Source organism: Cellulosimicrobium sp. CpK407 (assembly GCF_051844275.1).
In the GTDB taxonomy this organism is placed as follows: Bacteria; Actinomycetota; Actinomycetes; order Actinomycetales; family Cellulomonadaceae; genus Cellulosimicrobium; species Cellulosimicrobium cellulans_G.
Genome location: NZ_JBGNYC010000055.1, coordinates 1 through 18,850, shown reverse-complemented (window position 1 = coordinate 18,850; position 18,850 = coordinate 1). Strand labels below are relative to the sequence as shown.

The 18,850-nt window shown below is 72.4% G+C and carries 17 protein-coding genes; 2 read left to right on the top strand and 15 right to left on the bottom strand.

The features are described 5' to 3' along the window. Positions 1–65: 65 nt before the first annotated feature. The 3 genes from gcl to ABWU78_RS18205 all read right to left on the bottom strand — a co-directional run bounded on the left by gcl (position 66) and on the right by ABWU78_RS18205 (position 3,639). Complete coding sequence (gene gcl / locus ABWU78_RS18215; protein ID WP_439159125.1) at positions 66–1,841, bottom strand: glyoxylate carboligase; 1,776 nt, start codon at positions 1,839–1,841, stop codon at positions 66–68. Between the two features lie 44 nt (positions 1,842–1,885). Further along, positions 1,886–2,770 carry a 2-hydroxy-3-oxopropionate reductase gene (locus ABWU78_RS18210; protein ID WP_043654226.1) on the bottom strand — a complete coding sequence of 295 codons (885 nt, stop codon included), beginning with the start codon at positions 2,768–2,770 and terminating at the stop codon, positions 1,886–1,888. Positions 2,771–2,832: 62 nt separating this feature from the next. Further along, positions 2,833–3,639, bottom strand: a complete 807-nt coding sequence (locus ABWU78_RS18205) for a hydroxypyruvate isomerase family protein (protein ID WP_439159124.1) — start codon at positions 3,637–3,639, stop codon at positions 2,833–2,835. A gap of 274 nt (positions 3,640–3,913) precedes the next feature. Between ABWU78_RS18205 and ABWU78_RS18200 the strand changes: the two genes are divergently transcribed. After that, positions 3,914–4,243: a hypothetical protein gene (locus ABWU78_RS18200; protein WP_439159123.1), complete on the top strand. Its 330-nt coding sequence runs from the start codon at positions 3,914–3,916 to the stop codon at positions 4,241–4,243. Between the two features lie 27 nt (positions 4,244–4,270). On the opposite strand, the gene ABWU78_RS18195 is transcribed toward ABWU78_RS18200, so the two are convergent. From ABWU78_RS18195 to ABWU78_RS18175, 5 genes are all read right to left on the bottom strand, one after another. Next, positions 4,271–4,924: an Ltp family lipoprotein gene (locus ABWU78_RS18195; RefSeq protein WP_439159122.1), complete on the bottom strand. Its 654-nt coding sequence runs from the start codon at positions 4,922–4,924 to the stop codon at positions 4,271–4,273. A gap of 353 nt (positions 4,925–5,277) precedes the next feature. After that, positions 5,278–6,108 (bottom strand): bifunctional allantoicase/(S)-ureidoglycine aminohydrolase, encoded by an 831-nt coding sequence (locus ABWU78_RS18190; protein ID WP_439159121.1) that lies wholly within the window; start codon positions 6,106–6,108, stop codon positions 5,278–5,280. Between the two features lie 92 nt (positions 6,109–6,200). Next, complete coding sequence (locus ABWU78_RS18185) at positions 6,201–7,571, bottom strand: DUF6986 family protein (protein WP_253050644.1); 1,371 nt, start codon at positions 7,569–7,571, stop codon at positions 6,201–6,203. After that, positions 7,571–9,217: a malate synthase A gene (aceB, locus tag ABWU78_RS18180; protein ID WP_439159120.1), complete on the bottom strand. Its 1,647-nt coding sequence runs from the start codon at positions 9,215–9,217 to the stop codon at positions 7,571–7,573. Before aceB ends, ABWU78_RS18185 begins: the two co-directional genes overlap by 1 nt. A gap of 42 nt (positions 9,218–9,259) precedes the next feature. Further along, complete coding sequence (locus ABWU78_RS18175) at positions 9,260–10,756, bottom strand: NAD-dependent malic enzyme (protein WP_353708818.1); 1,497 nt, start codon at positions 10,754–10,756, stop codon at positions 9,260–9,262. A gap of 129 nt (positions 10,757–10,885) precedes the next feature. Here ABWU78_RS18175 and ABWU78_RS18170 point away from each other — a divergent pair, with 129 nt between their 5' ends. Then, complete coding sequence (locus tag ABWU78_RS18170) at positions 10,886–11,698, top strand: IclR family transcriptional regulator (RefSeq protein ID WP_439159119.1); 813 nt, start codon at positions 10,886–10,888, stop codon at positions 11,696–11,698. Positions 11,699–11,789: 91 nt separating this feature from the next. Here the strand turns inward: ABWU78_RS18170 and pucL are convergent, their stop codons facing one another. The 7 genes from pucL to gatC form a co-directional block, all read right to left on the bottom strand. Beyond that, positions 11,790–12,731 carry a factor-independent urate hydroxylase gene (pucL, locus tag ABWU78_RS18165; protein WP_253050653.1) on the bottom strand — a complete coding sequence of 314 codons (942 nt, stop codon included), beginning with the start codon at positions 12,729–12,731 and terminating at the stop codon, positions 11,790–11,792. Position 12,732: 1 nt separating this feature from the next. Next, a complete protein-coding gene (gene uraH / locus ABWU78_RS18160; protein WP_253050656.1) occupies positions 12,733–13,101 on the bottom strand; it encodes a hydroxyisourate hydrolase in 369 nt (122 codons plus the stop codon). Beyond that, positions 13,098–13,595, bottom strand: coding sequence for a 2-oxo-4-hydroxy-4-carboxy-5-ureidoimidazoline decarboxylase (uraD, locus tag ABWU78_RS18155; RefSeq protein WP_353708817.1), 498 nt, complete (start codon positions 13,593–13,595; stop codon positions 13,098–13,100). The genes uraH and uraD overlap by 4 nt, the downstream gene beginning before the upstream one ends. A gap of 352 nt (positions 13,596–13,947) precedes the next feature. Further along, complete coding sequence (locus ABWU78_RS18150; RefSeq protein WP_253050660.1) at positions 13,948–14,553, bottom strand: GNAT family N-acetyltransferase; 606 nt, start codon at positions 14,551–14,553, stop codon at positions 13,948–13,950. Positions 14,554–14,557: 4 nt separating this feature from the next. Then, the gene (gene gatB, locus ABWU78_RS18145) at positions 14,558–16,063 is read right to left on the bottom strand and encodes an Asp-tRNA(Asn)/Glu-tRNA(Gln) amidotransferase subunit GatB (protein WP_439159118.1); all 1,506 of its coding nucleotides are present in this window, start codon (positions 16,061–16,063) and stop codon (positions 14,558–14,560) included. After that, on the bottom strand, positions 16,060–17,601 hold the full coding sequence (gatA, locus tag ABWU78_RS18140) for an Asp-tRNA(Asn)/Glu-tRNA(Gln) amidotransferase subunit GatA (RefSeq protein ID WP_253050664.1): 1,542 nt from the start codon (positions 17,599–17,601) through the stop codon (positions 16,060–16,062). The genes gatB and gatA overlap by 4 nt, the downstream gene beginning before the upstream one ends. 1 nt (position 17,602) lies before the next feature. Beyond that, complete coding sequence (gene gatC, locus ABWU78_RS18135; RefSeq protein ID WP_253050666.1) at positions 17,603–17,899, bottom strand: Asp-tRNA(Asn)/Glu-tRNA(Gln) amidotransferase subunit GatC; 297 nt, start codon at positions 17,897–17,899, stop codon at positions 17,603–17,605. Positions 17,900–18,850 lie beyond the last annotated feature (951 nt).

The window sequence follows — 18,850 nt, the reverse complement described above, 5'->3', positions numbered from 1 at the left end:
GTTCTGCCTCGCGGTACCAGCGCTCCCTCTCGCCGTACCGGCGTTCCACCTCGGCGGTGGGCGTCTCAGTCGAGGAGCGCGACGGCGGTCGGCGCGTCCTCGGCCGAGACCGCGAGGTCCTCGAACTCGTTCACGCCCGTGAGCTCGACGCCCATGGCGATGTTCGTGACGCGCTCGAGGATGACCTCGACCACGACCGGCACGCGGAACTCGGCCGCCATGGCCTGCGCCTTCGCGAACGCCTCGCCGAGCCCCTCGGGGTCGGTCACGCGGATCGCCTTGCAGCCCAGACCCTCGGCCACCTTGACGTGGTCGACGCCGTAGCCGCCGAGCTCGGGCGAGTTGACGTTCTCGAACGAGAGCTGCACGTGGTAGTCCATGTCGAACGCCCGCTGCGACTGCCGGATGAGGCCGAGGTAGGAGTTGTTCACGACCACGTGCACGTACGGCAGGTTGAACTGCGCGCCCACCGCGAGCTCCTCGATCATGAACTGGAAGTCGTAGTCGCCCGAGAGCGCGACGACCGGCTCGTCCGGCGCGGCCTTCGCGACGCCGAGCGCCGCGGGCCCGGTCCAGCCGAGCGGACCCGCCTGGCCCGCGTTGATCCAGTGGCGCGGCTTGTACACGTGGAGGAACTGCGCGCCGGCGATCTGCGAGAGCCCGATCGTCGTGACGTAGCGGGTCTCGGGCCCGAACGCCTTGTTCATCTCCTCGTACACGCGCTGCGGCTTGATGGGGATCTCGGTGAAGTGCGTCTTGCGCTGCAGCGTGCGCTTGCGCTCGGCGCACTCTGCGGCCCAGCCGGAGTAGTCGCGCGCCTGCCCCGCGTCGCGGCGCTCGCGCGCGACCTCGACGAACAGCTCGAGGGCCGCCTTCGCGTCGGACACGATGCCGTAGTCCGGTGCGAACACGCGACCGATCTGCGTCGGCTCGATGTCCACGTGGACGAACGTCCGACCCTCGCGGTACGTGTCGAGGCCCCCGGTGTGGCGGTTGGCCCAGCGGTTGCCGATGCCGAGCACGAAGTCCGAGGCGAGCAGGTTCGCGTTGCCGTAGCGGTGCGACGTCTGGAGGCCGGCCATGCCGGCCATGAGCGCGTGGTCGTCCGGGATGGCGCCCCAGCCCATGAGGGTCGGGATCACCGGGACGCCCAGGGTCTCGGCGAGCTCGACGAGCAGGTCCTCGCCGCCCGCGTTGACGATGCCGCCGCCCGCGATCAGCAGGGGTCGCTCGGCCGCCAGGAGCAGGTCGATCGCCTTCTCGGCCTGCGCGCGCGTCGCCGTCGGGCGGTGCACGGGCAGCGGCTGGTACGTCGCCGGGTCGAACTCGATCTCCGTGAGCTGCACGTCGATCGGCAGGTCGATGAGCACCGGCCCCGGGCGGCCCGAGCGCATGAGGTGGAACGCCTGCTGGAACACCTGCGGCACCTGGCCCGCCTCGAGGACGGTCTTGGCCATCTTCGTCACCGGCGCGGCGATGCTCGCGATGTCGACGGCCTGGAAGTCCTCCTTGTCGAGCTTGGCGACCGGCGCCTGGCCCGTGATGCAGAGCATCGGGATCGAGTCGGCCCACGCGGCGTAGAGGCCGGTGATCATGTCGGTGCCCGCGGGGCCCGACGTGCCGATGCAGATGCCGATGTTCCCCGGCTTCGCGCGGGAGTAGCCGTCGGCCATGTGCGACGCGCCCTCGACGTGACGGGCGAGAACGTGGTCGATGCCGCCGTGCGCGCGCATGGCGGAGTAGAAGGGGTTGATGGCGGCGCCGGGCAGGCCGAAGGCCTGGGTCGCGCCCTCGATCTCGAGGATCGCCACTGCGGCGTCCACCGCACGCATACGAGGCATGGTTTCTCTCCTTGCTGGAGGTGACGTCGTCGTCAGGGGGAAGGTCAGGAGCCGTCGCGGCCGGACAGGCGCTCGACGCCGCGGAACAGGCCGGAGTGGTCGAGGCCGCCGTCGCCGTTGGCGCGCGCGGAGGCCATGAGCTGGGCGACGAGGCCGCCGAGCGGCGCGACGACGCCCGCCTCGCGGGCCGCGGCGGTCACGATGCCGAGGTCCTTGTGGTGGAGCTCGATCCGGAAGCCGGGGCCGAAGTCGCGGTCGAGCATCTTGCGCGCCTTCTGGTTCAGGACGGCCGAGCCGGCGAGCCCGCCGCCGAGCACCTCGATCGCGGCCTCGGTGTCGACGCCGTAGGCCTCGAGGAAGACGACCGCCTCGGCGAGCGCCTGGATGTTCGCGGCGACGATGAGCTGGTTCGCGGCCTTGACGGTCTGGCCGGAGCCGTTCGGGCCCACGTGCACGACCGTCTTGCCGACGACGTCGAGGAACGGCTTGGCCGCCTCGAAGTCCTCCGGCGTGCCGCCCACCATGATCGACAGCGCGGCGTTGATCGCACCCGGCTCACCGCCCGAGACGGGGGCGTCGACAATGCGCAGCCCCGCGTCCTTCGCCTGCTGGGCGAGCGCGACCGTGACGTCCGGGCGGATCGAGGAGAAGTCGACGACGAGCGCGCCGGGCTTCGCGTTCGCGAGGACGCCGTCGTCGCCGGTGAGCACCGCCTCCACGTCGGGCGAGTCCGGGACCATGATCGCGACGACGTCCGCGCCCGAGACCGCGTCGGCGACCGACCCGGCCGCGCGACCGCCCGCCTCGACGAGCGGCGCGGTCTTCTCGGGGCTGCGGTTGTAGCCCGCGACGTCGTGGCCGGCGTTCTGCAGGTGGACGGCCATGGGGCTGCCCATGATGCCGAGTCCGATGAAGGCGATGGAGGCCATGGTGTGCTCCTCTGGGTGGTTCAGGTCGGGGGTCGGGCGGCTGACGGACGGCCGGAGTCGCGTCAGCGCTCGGCGGCGGGGAGCCACGCGAACGGGTCGGCGGTCGCGGTCTTGTACTCGAGGCCGATCCAGCCGTCGTAGCCGCCGGCGCGCAGGTCCTTGGTCCAGCGCTCGATCGGCAGGTCGCCCGTGCCGGGCTCGCCGCGACCGGGCGCGTCCGCGATCTGCACGTGCGCGATGCGGCCGCGGTACGTCGACAGGGCCGCGTCGACGTCGTCGCCGTTCACGGCCAGGTGGTAGACGTCGAACAGGAGACCGAGGTTCGTCTCGCCGTGGTCGGCGGCGACCCGGTCGATGACGCGCACGGCGTCGGCCGCCGTCGTCAGCGGGAACGCCGGCGCGCCGCTCACGGGCTCGACGAGCACCGTGCCGCCGATGCGCCCGACGGCCCGCGCCGCGAGCGCGAGGTTCTCGGCGCCGAGCGCGTCCTGCTCCTCGGGCGTCTCGCCCTCCTGGCGGTTGCCGTAGAGGGCGTTGAACGCGCGGCAGCCGGTGCGCTCGCCGATCGCGGTGACGACGTCGAGGTTCGCGCGCAGGTCGGACGACCGCGCGGGCCACGACACGAGGCCCCGGTCGCCGCCGGGCATGTTGCCGGCGTCGAAGTTCAGGCCCGTGAGCTGCACGCCCGCCGCCTCGATCGCGCCGACGAACGCGTCGACCTCGTCGCGGGCGGGCGTGGGCGACGCGAACGGCCACCAGAACTCGACGCCCCGGAACCCCGCCGCCGCGGCGGCGGCCGGCCGCTCGAGCAGCGGCAGGTCCGTGAGCAGGATCGAGCAGTTGACGGTGTACGTCGGTGCGGGGCTCATCGTCGTCTCCCTGGGTCCGTCCGCGTCTCGCTGCGTTGCGATTCCGTTCTGCGGAACTTTTCTTCTGCTGTATGGAAGTGTAGCCACGCTCGCCGCGGAGCGTCAACCGTCTCTCCAGCCGCGGCGTGAGGAAGCATCCAAGGTTCCCGGCGCCCCTTCCCACGTCCGACACCCCGGGAGCCGTCAGCGAGGGCCGTCCTGAGGTGTGCAAGGTTGGCGCCCCTCCCGCACTCGGGGTGCCGACAGCGCCGATCGATCGATGAGGGATGTGACGATGGCCTCTGGCCCCCGCGATGCTCGGGTCCGCTTTCTCACGACGCGCGAGGGCGGTCGCGAGACGACTCCCGTCTCGGGAGTGCGCTCTCAGATCGAGCTCGGCGCCTTTCAGACGTCGTTCATCGTCGAGGGCGCCGACGGGCAGACCGAGCTGCCGCTCGGCCAGAGCGTCAACGTCCAGATCACGGTGCTCTTCGAGGAGCGGGCGGGCGCGGCCTTCATGGAGGTGCGGAACGTGAGGCTCTACGAAGGCGCGAAGCTCGTCGCTACCGGGACGTTTCTCGACATGCAGAATCGACGCGCAGCCGGGCCCTCGGCGACGCGATGACAGCGACCGGCCCGGACCGGACCTGGCTCACAGTCCCGTGGTGCTCACTCCGTACTCCGCTTGTTCCGGTGTGAACCCCTCGTAAAGGAGCTGGTCGATGAGGCCGGCTCGCGAGAACGCCGTGTAGTCCAGATAGCTCGCCGCGCTCTCGGCCGCCTCCGCGTTCCAGTCAACGCCGCCTTCGGCCTCGAGTCGAGCGATGGCGAACTCGGCGTCGGCCGTGCTGTACCCCTCGAACTCGAGTTGCCCGATCAGGCCCGAACGCGAGAACCCGGTGTACTCGAGGTAGCTCACGGCCGACCGGTACGCGTTCTGCTGCGCGACCGACCCGACCCTCGCTGCTTCCGCTGCAGCCGCCTCGGCAGCAGCTGCCTCTTCGGCGAGTCGCTGCTCCTCCGCCAGCCGCTCCTCCTCGGCCTCCGCTGCCGCAGCAGCCTCTTCCTCGGCAAGGCGGTCAGCCTCTGCCTGCTCCTCCGCAGCGATCTCCTCGGCCGACTTCTCGTCCGAATCGGCGGCTCTCGTCGTCGTGGCAGCGACGGGCTCCTGGCCGGCGTCGTCGTTCCCGCCGACCAACGCCGCGATAGCGACGACGAGCAGCACCAGGACGCCTGCTCCCGTCAGCAGCTTGTGGCGAGCGATCCAGGACTTCGACTTCTCCGCGCCGGCGCTCTCCTCACCCACGTCGGCCGCCGGAAGAGCCCCCCGGCTGTCGAGAGAACCGGACTCGGAGTCGTCGACCCAGAATCGCCACCCTGGCGGCGCTGGTCCCCATGAGGGGTCAGGCGACCAGCCTGGCGGCGGTGACCACCCTGCGGGCGGCGGCGGCCAGTTGGGCGGGGAGTTGTAGCGCGGTGCCATGAACACTCCGTTGGTTCACGTGATCCGTTGCCGTGCACCCACTGTGGCACCGTTGACGAGCCGAGAACCGTTCCGGGCCGGATGATCTTCGCGCCGCGCCGGGTGAAATGTGCGAAGCAAGGGCCCGGTTCCGCGTGCGGAACCGGGCCCTCGTCGTGCCCTCGTCAGGTGTCGCGTCAGCGGCGACGGTCGAGCTTGACCTGCCGGTTCACGTCCTTGTAGAGCAGGTAGCGGAACGGCTTGGGGCCGCCCGCGTAGCAGGCCTGCGGGCAGAACGCCCGGAGCCACATGAAGTCGCCCTCCTGCACCTCGACCCAGTCGCCGTTGAGACGGTAGACGGCCTTGCCCTCGAGCACGTACAGGCCGTGCTCCATGATGTGCGTCTCCGCGAACGGGATGGACCCGCCCGGCTGGAACGTCACGATGTTCACGTGCATGTCGTGCGCGAGGTCGTCGGGGTCGACGAACCGCGTCGTCACCCACACGCCGTCCGTGTCCGGCATCGCGCGCGGCTCGACGTCCTGCTCGCGCGTGACGAACGACGTCGCGGTGTGGCCCGGGATCGGCTCGTACACCTTGCGGATCCACTGGAACGCGGCCTTGGCGTCCGAGCGGTTGTGCAGCGCCCACCGCTCCCCCGCCGCGAGGTACGCGTACCCGCCGGGCTCCAGCACGTGCTCGACCCCGGCGAGCGTGAGCACGAGCGTGCCCTCCGTGACGAAGACGACGGACTGCACGGTCTCCTCGTCCTCGCCCTGCTCCGACCCGCCGCCGGGCGAGACCTCCATGACGTACTGCGCGAACGTCGTCGCGAACCCCTCGATCGGCCGGGCGAGCACCCACAACCGGGTCTTCTCCCAGCCCGGCAGGTTGCTCGTGACGATGTCGCGCAGCACGCCGCGCGGGATCACCGTGTACGCCTCGGTGACGATCGCGCGGTCGGTGAGCAGCTCGGTCTGGCCGGGCAGGCCACCCTGCGGGGTGTAGTAGGGGGTGGTCTGGGTCATCGGTTCACTCCTCGGGATGGTGGCCCGGCCGACGTCGGTCGCGGCGGGCTGGACGGGGGCGGGGTAGGTGAGGGCGCGGAGGGCGTGGGTCGTCAGCCCGCGACGGGCTGCGGGGCGTGGCCCGAGACGCGGACGGCGTCGAGCCCGGAGCGGTCGAGGCCGGTCGCGGCGCGGACCTCGGCCTCGGTGAGCGCGCCGCAGTCGACGCCGCGCCCGAGGAACCAGGCCATCGCCTTGGCCGTGGCGGGCTCGTCGAGCACGCCGCCGGCGTCGGGCACGAACCCGACGTACGCGGCGAGGCGCGCGAGCGCCGACGCCGCGCCCTCGCGATAGAACGCGTAGGTGGCGGCGAACCGGCTCGGGAGCTGCGCCGGGTGCAGGTCCCAGCCCTGGTAATAGCCGCGTTCGAGCGACCGGCGCACGAGCCGCCCGTGGAGGCGCCACGCGGCGTCGACGGCCTGAGGGTCACCGACCGGCAGCACGTTCGTCGAGCCGTCGGAGAGCCGCACGCCCGTGCCCGCGACCGCGAGCTGCATGACGGACTTCGCGTGGTCGGCCGCCGGGTGCTCCATCGACTGGTAGGCCGCGGCGATGCCGAGCGACGCCGAGTAATCGTACGTGCCGTAGTGCAGCGCGGTGACACGTCCGGGCGCGGCGTGCACGAGCCGCGCCACGGTGGCCGTGCCGTCCGCCGCGAGCAGCGCCTGCGGCGTCTCGACCTGCACCTCGAACCGCAGGCTGCCCGGTCCGAGGCCGTTCGCCTGCTCGACGCGCTCGCACGCGACCGCCATCGCCTCGACCTGCTGCGGCGCGGTGACCTTGGCGAGCGTGACGACGAACCCGTCGGGCAGCCCTGCGTGCCCGTGCGCGGCGCGGGCCGCGACGAGCTCGGCCACGAACAGCGCGAGCGTGCGCACCCCGCGCCGGCGCGTGGCGGCCTCGAGGCACTTGATCCGGATGCCGGAGAACGGCGTCGCCGTGCCCTGCGCCTCGGCCCGCGCGAGCTCGCGCGCCGCCGCCGTGACGGCGGCGTCCTCGGCCGCGTCGCCGCGGTCGCCGAACCCGTCCTCGAAGTCGATCCGCAGGTCCTCGATCGCCTCGACGGCGAGCTTGGTGCGCACGCGCTCGGCCACGGCGTCGGCGAGACCGTCCCCGGACCCCGCGCCGATCCCCAGCAGGTCGACGAGCCGACGTACGCCGTCGGCGCCGCCGCCCGCCGCGTCGACCGCCTCGCGCGCCCGGGCCGCCCACTCGGGCACGAGGCCCGCGGTGTACCGGTCACCCGGCACGTAGACGGTGTGCACGGGCTGGCGCGAGCCGTCGTCGCCCGGGTACCGCGCGTCGAGCTCCGCGTCCCACGGGGCGAGCAGGCCGTCGAGCGTCGCGTGCAGCGCGTCGATCCCCTGCTCGCTGAAGGCGCTCCTGGACTCCTCGCCCGCTCCCTCCGGGAACCCCGCCGGCATCAGGAGGCGTCCTGCTCGTGCGCGACGACGTCCTCGTACGCGGGCAGCGTGAGGAAGTCGACGTAGTGCTCGTTGAGCGCGATGTCCTCGACGAGCGCCGCCGCCCGGTCGTACGGCCCGGCGTCGTAGGCCTCGTGCCCGACGTCGTCGCGCAGCCGGGCGGTCTCCTCGCGCAGGAGCGTGCGGACCAGGTCCGCGGTGACCGTCGTGCCCGCGCTCTCGCCCGCGGTGAACGACGCGCCCGAGCGCACCCACTGCCACACCTGCGAGCGCGAGATCTCCGCGGTCGCGGCGTCCTCCATGAGGTTGTGGATCGCGACCGCGCCGTTGCCCGCGAGCCACGCCGCGACGTACGCGACGGACACGTAGAGGTTGTTGCGCAGCCCGGCCTCGGTGACGTCGCCCTGCGCCGACGACACGTCGAGGAGCCGGTCGGCCGTGACGTGGACCTCGGGGCGCTGCTTGTCGAGCTGGTTGGGCCGCTCGCCGAGCACGCCGTCGAACACCTCGCGGCACACGGGCACGAGGTCCGGGTGCGCGACCCACGAGCCGTCGAACCCGTCCCCCGCCTCGCGCTGCTTGTCCGCGCGCACCTTGTCGAACGCCTGGGCCGTGACCTCGGGCTCGCGGCGGTTCGGGATGACGGCGGCCATGCCGCCCATCGCGAAGGCGCCGCGCTTGTGGCACGTCTGGACGAGCAGCTCGGTGTACGCGCGCATGAACGGTGCGGTCATCGTGATCGCGCCGCGGTCCGGGAGCGTGAACAACGGGCCCGAGTCGCGGAAGTACTTGATGACGGAGAACAGGTAGTCCCAGCGGCCCGCGTTGAGGCCCGACGCGTGGTCGCGCAGCTCGTAGAGGATCTCGTCCATCTCGAACGCGGCCGGGATCGTCTCGATGAGGACCGTCGCGCGGATCGTCCCGTGCGGGATCCCGAGGGACTCCTCGGCGTGCGAAAAGACGTCGTCCCACAGGCGTGCCTCGAGGTGCGACTCCATCTTGGGCAGGTAGTAGTACGGTCCCGACCCGCGGGCCAGGAGCTCCGCGGCGTTGTGGAAGAAGTGCAGCCCGAAGTCGACGAGCGCACCCACCGCGGGCGTCCCGTCCACGGTGAGGTGCACCTCGTCGAAGTGCCACCCACGCGGTCGCACGACCATGACGGCGAGCGGGTCGCCGTCGGCCTCCGGGCGCAGCGCGTACTGCTTGCCCTCGGGCGACGTGAACGCGAGCGTGCGGCGCGTCGCGTCGTGCAGGGCGACCTGACCCCCGACGACGTTGCTCCAGTGCGGCGTCGACGCGTCCTCGAGGTCCGCGAGCCAGACCTTCGCGCCCGAGTTGAGAGCGTTGATCGCCATCTTGGGCGTCGGCGGCCCCGTGATCTCGACGCGGCGGTCCTGGAGGTCGACGGGCGCGCCCGCGACCGTCCAGTCCCCCGCGCGCACGTCGGCGGTCTCGGGCAGGAAGTCGAGGCGCCCCGTGCGGGCGACCTCCTCGCGTCGCGCGGCGCGCGCGGCGAGCAGCTCGTCGCGGCGGGCGCCGAAGCGCCGCTGCAGGTCGGCGACGAAGTCGAGCGCGTCGGGCGTGAGGATCTCGTCGGACCGCTCGACGGCGGGTCCGTGGACGGCGACGGCCGTGGTGGTGGTCATGGTGTGTCCTTTCTGCGGGGCGGCCGGGCTGACGACGGTGCGTCAGGACCGGGGCGCCGACCCGACGTGGTGACCCGACGTGGTGCTCTCCTGAGCCTGCTCCGCACGGGCGCGCTCCGCGACCTCGGCGACGGCGCGCGCGACGGCCTTGGAGACCGCGGGCTCGAACACGCTCGGCACGATGTAGCTCGCGCTGAGCTCCTCGGGCGCGACGGCGTCCGCGATCGCGACGGCCGCGGCGCGCAGCATCTCGTCCGAGATCTCGCTCGCGCCGACGTCGAGCAGGCCGCGGAACAGGCCCGGGAACGCGAGCACGTTGTTGATCTGGTTCGGGTAGTCGCTGCGTCCCGTCGCGACGACGGTCGCGTGCTGCGCGGCGGCGATGGGGTCGACCTCGGGCGTCGGGTTCGCGAGCGCGAAGACGATCGCGTCGTCGGCCATCGTCGCGACGTCGTCCCCCGTGAGGATGTTGGGGCCGGAGACGCCGATGAACACGTCGGCTCCCGCGAGGCCCTCGCGCAGCGTGCCCGTGAAGCCCTCGGCGTTGGTCGTCTCGGCGAGGCGACGGCGGTGCTCGTCGGTGAGGTTCGCACCCGGGTGGATCGCGCCGTGCCGGTCGAACGCGACGATGCGGCGCGCGCCCTGACCCTGGAGCAGCGAGATGATCGCGTTGCCCGCGGCGCCGACGCCCGAGACGACGATGCGCACGTCCTCGATCCGCTTGCCCACGACGCGCAGCGCGTTCGTCAGCGCGGCGAGCACGACGATCGCGGTGCCGTGCTGGTCGTCGTGGAACACGGGGATGTCGAGCTCCTCGCGCAGGCGGCGCTCGATCTCGAAGCAGCGCGGCGCGGAGATGTCCTCGAGGTTGATCCCGCCGTACACGGGCGCGATCGCCTTGACGGTGCGGATGATCTCCTCGGTGTCGGTCGTGTCCAGGCAGACCGGCCAGGCGTCGACGCCCGCGAACTGCTTGAAGAGCGCCGCCTTGCCCTCCATGACGGGGAGCGCGGCGGCGGGGCCGATGTCGCCCAGGCCGAGGACGGCGGTGCCGTCCGTCACGACCGCGACGGTGTTGCGCTTGACCGTCAGGCGGCGCGCGTCCTCGGGGCGCTCGGCGATGGCGAGGCACACGCGCGCCACGCCGGGCGTGTAGGCGCGGGCGAGGTCGGCGCGGTGGCGCAGCGGGACCTTGGGGTTGACCTCGAGCTTGCCGCCGAGGTGCATGAGGAACGTCGCGTCGCTCACGTGGCGCACGGTGATGCCGTCGAGCGCCCCGAGCGCGTCGCGGATCTGCTCGACGTGCGCGGCGTCCACGGTGTCCGCCGTGACGTCGACGACGAGGCGGTCCGCGCCCGACTCCGAGACGTCGACGCCCGTGATCGCGGCGCCCGTCGCGCTCACGGCGGCGACGAGGTCGCTCGCGGTGCGGTGCCCGCTCGGGGCCTCGACGCGCAGCGTGATGGAGTAGCTCGGGCTGGTCGCCGCGGCCTTCGCCGTCGTGGCCTGCGTCTCCGGGGCCTTCGTCTCGGACGTCATGTTCGTTCCTTCTTCTCGTATGCTGATGCGTGTCTTCCGTGATGCGGAAGGGAGCGCGGGACGGTCCCGCACTGCTCAGGCGAGGTGCGCCCGCCGTCGGGCGGCACCTGGTGGACAGGAGATGGTGAGATGGCCGAGACCTCGGCGGCGACGGAGCCGACGGAGACCGCCCCGGGCGTGCGCCCGGCGAAGGCGTCCGGGGGCGTGCAGTCGGTCGACCGGGCGATCGAGCTGCTCGAGCTGCTCGCCGACTTCGGCGGCGAGTCCGGGCTCAGCGAGCTCGCGCAGCATGCCGGCCTCCCCCTGCCGACGATCCACCGGCTGCTGCGCACGCTGCTCGCGCAGGGCTACGTGCGCCAGACGCCGTCGCGCCGGTACACGCTCGGCCCGCGCCTCATCCGGCTCGGCGAGTCGGCCGGGCGCCAGCTCGGCGCCGGCGCCCGTCCCTACCTCGAGCGGCTCGCCCACGACCTCGGCGAGTCGGCGAACCTCGCGATGATCGACCGCGACATGGCGGTCTACGTCGCCCAGGCGTCGTCGAGCCACTCGATGCGGATGTTCACCGAGGTCGGCCGGCGCGTCTACACGCACTGCACGGGCGTCGGCAAGGCGGTGCTCGCCCAGCTCCCCGACCAGACGGTGCGGGAGATCATGGGCCGCGTGGGCATGCCGCCCGCGACGGACCAGTCGATCACCGACGTCGACTCGCTCCTCGCCGAGCTCGCCGCGACGCGCGACCGCGGCTACGCGATCGACGACGGCGAGCAGGAGCTCGGTGTGCGCTGCTTCGCCGTCGCGGTGCCCGACGCCCCGACCCCCACCGCCCTGTCCGTCTCGGGCCCCGCGGCCCGCGTGACGTACGAGTTCGGGGAGCGAGCCGTGCCGGTGCTGCACCGCGTCGCGAACGAGCTCACGCGCGAGCTCATCACCGCGGCGCCCTGAGGCGGCGCGGGGGTGCGACGGGGCGGGCGCGCCCTGCCGGACCGCGGGTGCTCCGCGGTCGGGCAGGGCGCGTCCGTCCGTCACGGTCGGCTCAGCAGAACCCGGTGACGGTCGCCCAGGCGCGCGGCTCGGCCGGCTCGCCCTCGCGCTGCACCGTCGCCTCGATGAGCCCGTACGGGCGGTCGGCCGCGTAGAAGACCTCGTTGGGGTTGTCGAGGCCGAACGGCGCCAGGTCCACGAGGAAGTGGTGCTTGTTCGGCATCGAGAACTTGATCTCGGCGATCTCCGGGACGGCCTCCAGGACCGCCTTGCCCATCGCGAACAGCGTCTGCTGCAGCGCGAGCGAGTGGGTCGTCGCGAACGCCTCGAGCTGGATCGCGCGGACCTTCGCGTACACGGCGTCGAAGTCGACGTCCGTCGTCGTGTAGCGCCAGCGCGACGTGACCGACGTCGCGAGGATGCGGTCGTTCGTCTCCACGAGGGTCGTGTAGCGGTCGCGCGGGAACCCGTGGAACTCCGAGCCCGTCGACTTGAGCACGACGAGGTCCGTGAGGCCCGAGACGACGAAGACCTCGTCGCCGTCGCGCTGGACGACGGTCGTGCGCGTCTCCTGGTTGTTCCGCACGAACGCGTGGTCGTGCTCGCCGTCCGCGGTCTCGATGCGGTTCCAGGAGTACTGCTCGATCTCCCAGCGGCCGCCCTCGATCCACTCGAAGTCCTCGACGAAGTGCCGGCCGAGGCGGATCGCGAAGTCCTCGATCGCGCCGACGCCGTCGCGGGCGAACGCGTAGATCGTGTTCTTCTGCGTGTCGGTGGCGACGCACTTGGAGTTGTCGCCCTCCAGGTGCGTGGCCTCCTGCCCGCCCCGCAGCTGCGAGGAGACGTTGAGGTCCGTGATCTCGTGGCGAGGCGTGGCGCGGTCGACGCGCACGAGGCGCACCTCCGCCTTGCCCCACTGGTTGTCGCCCAGGACGATGGCCCCGCTGCTCTGCGTGGCCGCCGGCTGCGCGGCGGTCGTGGTGGTGGTGCTCATGTCAGCTCCCTCGATAGGTCGAGTAGGCGAACGGGCTGAGCAGGACGGGGACGTGGTAGTGCTGCTCAGCGCTCGCCACCCGGAAGACGATGACGACCTCCGGGTAGAAGGACACGGTGTCTCGCCGGTCGAAGTACTCGCCCGTGTCGAACACGAGCCGGTACGTACCGGGGACGAGGGTCTCGGGCCCGAGCTGGGGCACGCGACCGTCGTCGTTCGTGCGGGAGGACGCCACCAGGGACCAGCCCTGCCCCGTCGTCCTGTCCGCGATCTCCGGAGCCGCCTCCAGGCGGACGGCGATCCCCTCGGCGGGCCTACCGCTGGCCGCGTCGAGTACGTGCGTGGTGATGTGGCTGGCGTGGGTGCTCATGGTGTCAGCATTCCCTTCAGCCGCAGCGCGGCGATCTCGCGCAGGTTGCGGGCGGCGTTCGCCCGCTCGGTCTCGGCGTCGTTGCCGAGCCGCTCGGTGAGCTGCTCGAGGATCTCCTCGGCGCTGCGTCCGGCGGCCCGGATGAGGAACACGTGCCCGAACCGCTCCTCGTACGCGCGGTTGCCGTCGGCGAGCCGGCGCGTCACGTCGTCGTCGGAGGTGTCGACGCCGGACTGCTCGGACCGCGACATGCTCGCGTCCGCGGCGTCCCCCTGCGCACGCTCCCCGATCCGGGGGTGGCGGGAGAGCGCCGCGTCGACCTCGTCGTCCGTCCACGGGTCGGCCGCCGCGAGGGCGGCCTCGGCCGCGTCCTCGACGGTCGCGTAGGGGCGCCCGTCGGCGACGGCGTCGGCCCAGCGCGTCACGTGCGCGCACGCGAGGAGCGCGTCGCGCGCCGCCGACGGCGACAACCGGTTGAACTCGTCCAGCGTCATCGCTGCGTGTCCCTCTCGACGTCCGGCCGGTCGGCGGTGCCCGACCTGACCTGGCCTACGATGTCATTCCACATCTCGGAAGTTTGTTTCCGTCTTATGAATGTACGTCGGACGGCTCCGTCATGTCAACCACGGTCCCCCGCCGCCGGGGTCACCGCACGTCGCTCCGAGGCGGCAGGTGCGACCTCCGCTCACGCGACACGGACTCTCCGCCGAGGGACGACACGGACGGGCTCGCGGAGTCGGCCGGGGCGAGACAGACCGGGTCGCGGCCTCCCCCGGAGACGACGGAGGGCCCGGCAGCAGCTGCTGCCGGGCCCTCCGGCCGGTCGGACGCGTGGTCTCCCGCCGCTCAGGACGTACCGAGTCCCGCCCGGAACTCGTCCTCGAGGATGCTCATGACGGTGGCGTCGGCCCAGCCGTCGCCGTCGCGGTAGACGTCGCGCAGCCGGCCCTCCTCGCGGAAGCCCAGCGACTCGTAGAGCATCTGCGCGCGCGGGTTGATGCTCAGCACGTCCAGGCTCACGCGGTGCAGGCGCGGACCTTCGTGCCGGTTCCCGTCGACGTCGGTCGCGCCCTCGAACGCGAACCGCAGCACCTCGAAGATCGCCTCCCGGCCGTAGCCACGGCCCCGGTAGTTTGGGAGCAGCGCGAGGCGCAGGTTCGCCGAGCGGGCGTCCTCGTCGAGGTCGTTGAGCACGATCTCGCCGATCATCTCGTCGCTCACGGGCTGACCGTCGCGCACGGCGCCCGCCGTGATGGCCCAGTCGTACCGGCCCTCACGGTCGCTGATCGTCGCCGACCACGTGTCGATCTGGTCGCGGGTGAACGTCGCCGTCGTCCCCGTGAGCCGGTTCGACTCCGGGTCCTGCAACGACTCCCACATGCGGTCGGCGTCCCGCGCCTCGATCGGGCGCAGTCGCACCATCTCCCCGAGCAGGACCGGTCCGCGCGTCACGGCGTCAGCCGATCCGCTCGAGGATGAGCTCGCGCACACGACCGGCGTCCGCCTGGCCGCGGGTCGCCTTCATGACCGCACCGATGATCGCGCCGACGGGCCCGAGGTTGCCGCCCCGCACCTTCTCGACGACGTCCGGCTGCGCGGCCAGCGCCTCGTCGATCGCGGCCAGGAGCGCGCCGTCGTCCGACACGACCTCCAGGCCGCGCGCCGTGACGACGTCCTCCGGGTCCCCCTCGCCGGCGAGGACGCCGTCGAGGACCTGGCGCGCGAGCTTGTCGTTGATCCTGCCCGCGTCGACGAGCCCCTGCAGCGCCGCGACCTGCGCAGGCGTCACGGGAAGCTGCTCGAGCGCGACCTCGTCCTGCTTCGCGCGACGGGCGAGCTCGCCCATCCACCACTTGCGCGCACCGGCCGGGCTCGTCCCGGCCGCGACCGTCGCCTCGATGAGGTCGGTCGCACCCGCGTTGACGACGTCCCGCATCTCCGCGTCCGCGTAGCCCCACTCGCCCTGCAGCCGACGGCGGCGCGCGACCGGAAGCTCCGGCAGCGCGGCGCGGATCTCCTCGACCCACTCGCGCGGCGGCGCGACGGGGACCAGGTCGGGCTCCGGGAAGTACCGGTAGTCCTCGGCGTCGGACTTGACGCGCCCCGACGTCGTGATGCCGGTGTCCTCGTGCCAGTGCCGCGTCTCCTGGATCACGGTGCCACCCGCGTCGAGGACGGCGGCCTGGCGCGAGATCTCGTACCGGACCGCGCGCTCCACGGAGCGGAAGGAGTTGACGTTCTTCGTCTCCGTCCGGGTGCCGAGCGGCGACTCGGGCGTCGGGCGCAGCGACAGGTTCACGTCGGCGCGGACGTTGCCGCGCTCCATGCGCGCCTCGGACACGTCGAGGGCCCGGAAGATGTCGCGCAGCGTCTGCACGTACGCGCGCGCGACCTCGGGGGCGCGGTCGCCCGCACCCGTGATCGGCCGCGTGACGATCTCCACGAGCGGGATGCCGGCACGGTTGTAGTCGACGAGCGAGTACTCGGCACCGTGGATGCGACCGGTCGCGCCACCCACGTGGGTGTTCTTGCCGGCGTCCTCCTCCATGTGCGCGCGCTCGATCTCGACGCGGAACACGGTCCCGTCCTCGAGCTCGACGTCGATCCACCCGTCGTACGCGATGGGCTCGTCGTACTGCGACGTCTGGAAGTTCTTCGGGACGTCCGGGTAGAAGTAGTTCTTGCGCGCGAACCGGCAGGTCTCGGCGATCTGGCAGTTCAGCGCGAGGCCGATGCGGATCGCATACTCGACGGCCTTGCCGTTGACGACCGGCAGCGCGCCCGGCAGCCCGAGCGAGACCGGGGTGACCTGGGTGTTCGGCTCGGCGCCGAAGCTCACCTCGGCGGGGCAGAACATCTTGGTCAGCGTGCCGAGCTCGACGTGCACCTCGATCCCGATGACGGGGTCGTAGCGGCGCGTGGCGTCGGCGTAGTCGACGAGGTCGACGGTCGTGGCGGTCATCCGACCTGGCCTTCCTTCTCGATGGTGGCCGTGGGCAGCGCCGGAGCACGGTCGAGCAGCGGCCCGCCCCACGCGGTGAGGAGCGCGGACTCGAGCGCGGCACCCACCCGGTACATGCGGTCGTCCGCCTTGGCCGGCGCGAGGATCTGGAACCCGACGGGCAGGCCGTCGTCCGACAGGCCCGACGGCACCGACATCCCCGGGACCCCCGCGAGGTTCGCGGGGATGGTCGCGACGTCGTTGAGGTACATCGCGAGCGGGTCGTCGAGCTTCTCGCCGAACCGGAACGCCGTGGTCGGCGCCGTCGGCGAGACGAGCACGTCCGCCTGCTCGAAGGCCGCGGCGAAGTCGCGCTGGATGAGCGTGCGGACCTTCTGCGCGCTGCCGTAGTAGGCGTCGTAGTAGCCCGCCGACAGGGCGTACGTGCCGAGGATGATGCGGCGCTTCACCTCGTCGCCGAACCCGGCGCCGCGCGTCGCGGCCATGACGCGCTCTGCGGTCACGGGGCCCTCCTCGGGCTCCACGCGCAGGCCGAAGCGCATCCCGTCGAACTTCGCGAGGTTGCTCGACGCCTCCGACGGCATGATCAGGTAGTACGCGCCGAGCGCGTACTCGAAGTGCGGGCAGGAGACCTCGACGATCTCCGCGCCCAGGCCGCGCAGGAGGTCGAGCGACTGCGCGAACCGCGCGCTCACGCCCTCCTGGTAGCCCTCGCCGTTGAGCTCCTTGACGACGCCGACGCGCACTCCCGAGAGGTCGCCCGTCGCACCCTGGACCGCGGCGTCGACGAGCGCCGGCCCACGACCGGGGATCGACGTCGAGTCCCGCGGGTCGTAGCCGCCGATGAGCTCGTGGAGCAGCGCGGAGTCGAGCACGGTGCGCGTGACGGGGCCCGCCTGGTCAAGCGACGACGCCATCGCGATGAGGCCGTAGCGCGAGACGCCGCCGTACGTAGGCTTCACGCCGACGGTGCCGGTGACGGCACCCGGCTGGCGGATCGAGCCACCCGTGTCCGTGCCGATCGCGAGCGGCGCCTCGAACGCGGCGACCGCCGCCGCGGAGCCGCCACCCGAACCACCGGGGATCCGGTCGAGGTCCCACGGGTTGCGCGTGTTGCCGAAGGCCGAGTGCTCGGTCGACGAGCCCATCGCGAACTCGTCCATGTTCGTCTTGCCGAGGATCGGCAGCCCGGCGGCACGGATCTTCTCGACGAGCGTCGCGTCGTACGGCGGCACCCACCCCTCGAGGATCTTCGAGCCGGCCGTCGTGGGCATGCCCTTCGTGACGACGACGTCCTTCACGGCGATCGGCACGCCCGCCAGCGGGTGCAGCTCCTCACCGGCCACGCGCCGCTCGTCGACGGAGCGCGCCGTCGCGAGCGCCTCCTCCGCGTTCACGTGCAGGAACGCGTTCACCGCACCGTCGACCGCGGCGATCCGGTCCAGGTGCGCCTGCGTCGCCTCGACGCTCGAGAAGTCGCGGGCGGTCAGCCCCTCCGCCAGCTCGGCGGCGGACAGCCTGGTCAGGTCCTCGCTCATCTCACTCCTCCCCGAGGATCTGCGGGACGGCGAAGCGCCCGTCCTCGGCCGACGGCGCCGCGGCGAGGACGTCCTCGACCGGCAGCGGCGGCTCGGGGACGTCGTCCCGGAAGACGTTGGTCATCGGGAGCGGGTGGCTCGTCGCGGGGACGTCGGGCGTCGCGACCTCGCTGACCTTGGCGATGGCGTCGACGATCACGTCGAGCTCGCCGGAGAGCCGGTCCAGCTCCTCGGGTCGCAGATCGATGCGGGCCAGCGCGGCGACGCGCGCGACCTCGTCACGGGAGATGGTGGACATGGTCGCCATTCTAGTGGGGACCGACGCCGTGCCCACCGCGGCGCGGACCCTCCGAGCGCGCGCATGGGACTGAGACCGTGCTCCCGAAGAGTGAGCCTCAGCCGCGCGAGATAGAACCGTGGTCGCACGAGATAGAACCGTGGTCGCGCGAGGTAGAACCGTGGTTGGGCGAGGTAGAACCGTGGTTGGGCGAGGTGGGCGCGGTCGGGCTTCAAGCCCGCGGGGTCGGGTCCGCGGCGCGGGTGGCCTCGGTGCTCGGGGCTGCGGCGCCGTCACCCCCGCAGCTCGGCCGTGGGTCTGAGGAGCGCCGCTCTGACGCCCCTTCGCATCCGAGCCCACCCCCACCGCTCAGCAGTCGGCCCGCCATGGTCTGGGGACGGTCCGGCCAGGCGGCCGTGACACGACGAACAGACGCCCATGGGCTCGCCAGGCGTCCCCGACCAGCCGAAACCACCTGCACGGCAAGACGTAGCCATCATGAGAGCAGGTCACGACGGCGACGCACTCGGCGACTGACGGCCCGCGGCGCAGCGGTGCGGTAGGCGTTGGGCAGCAGCTCGCGCCGACCGGAGGCGGCGGCGGGAGCTTCGCTCGCGAAGGCGAAACCACGGCGGTCGCCAGGGTGAGGGATGGTGACGTGACTCAGGCGCCAGGCGCAGGCCGGGACAGCAGCGGGAGGGCGCCCGCACAACCGTCACCGCGGGCGATCGCCCGCGCGAGGTAGAACCCTGGCCGCGCGAGAGAGAACCCTGGTCAGGTGAGGTAGAACCCTGGTCCATGCCGGGACGATCGGCTCGCGCACGACAGCGTCCGGGCAGCCCTTCACGCTCGGGCCGCCCGCCGCGGCATGGGCGAACGGACACTGCGGCGGTCGCCCGAGGTGAGGGCCGACCAGGGTGAGACGACGTAGGGAGGGGTGGGTGGTGGTGCCGCGTCGTGGCGGGCCTGGCG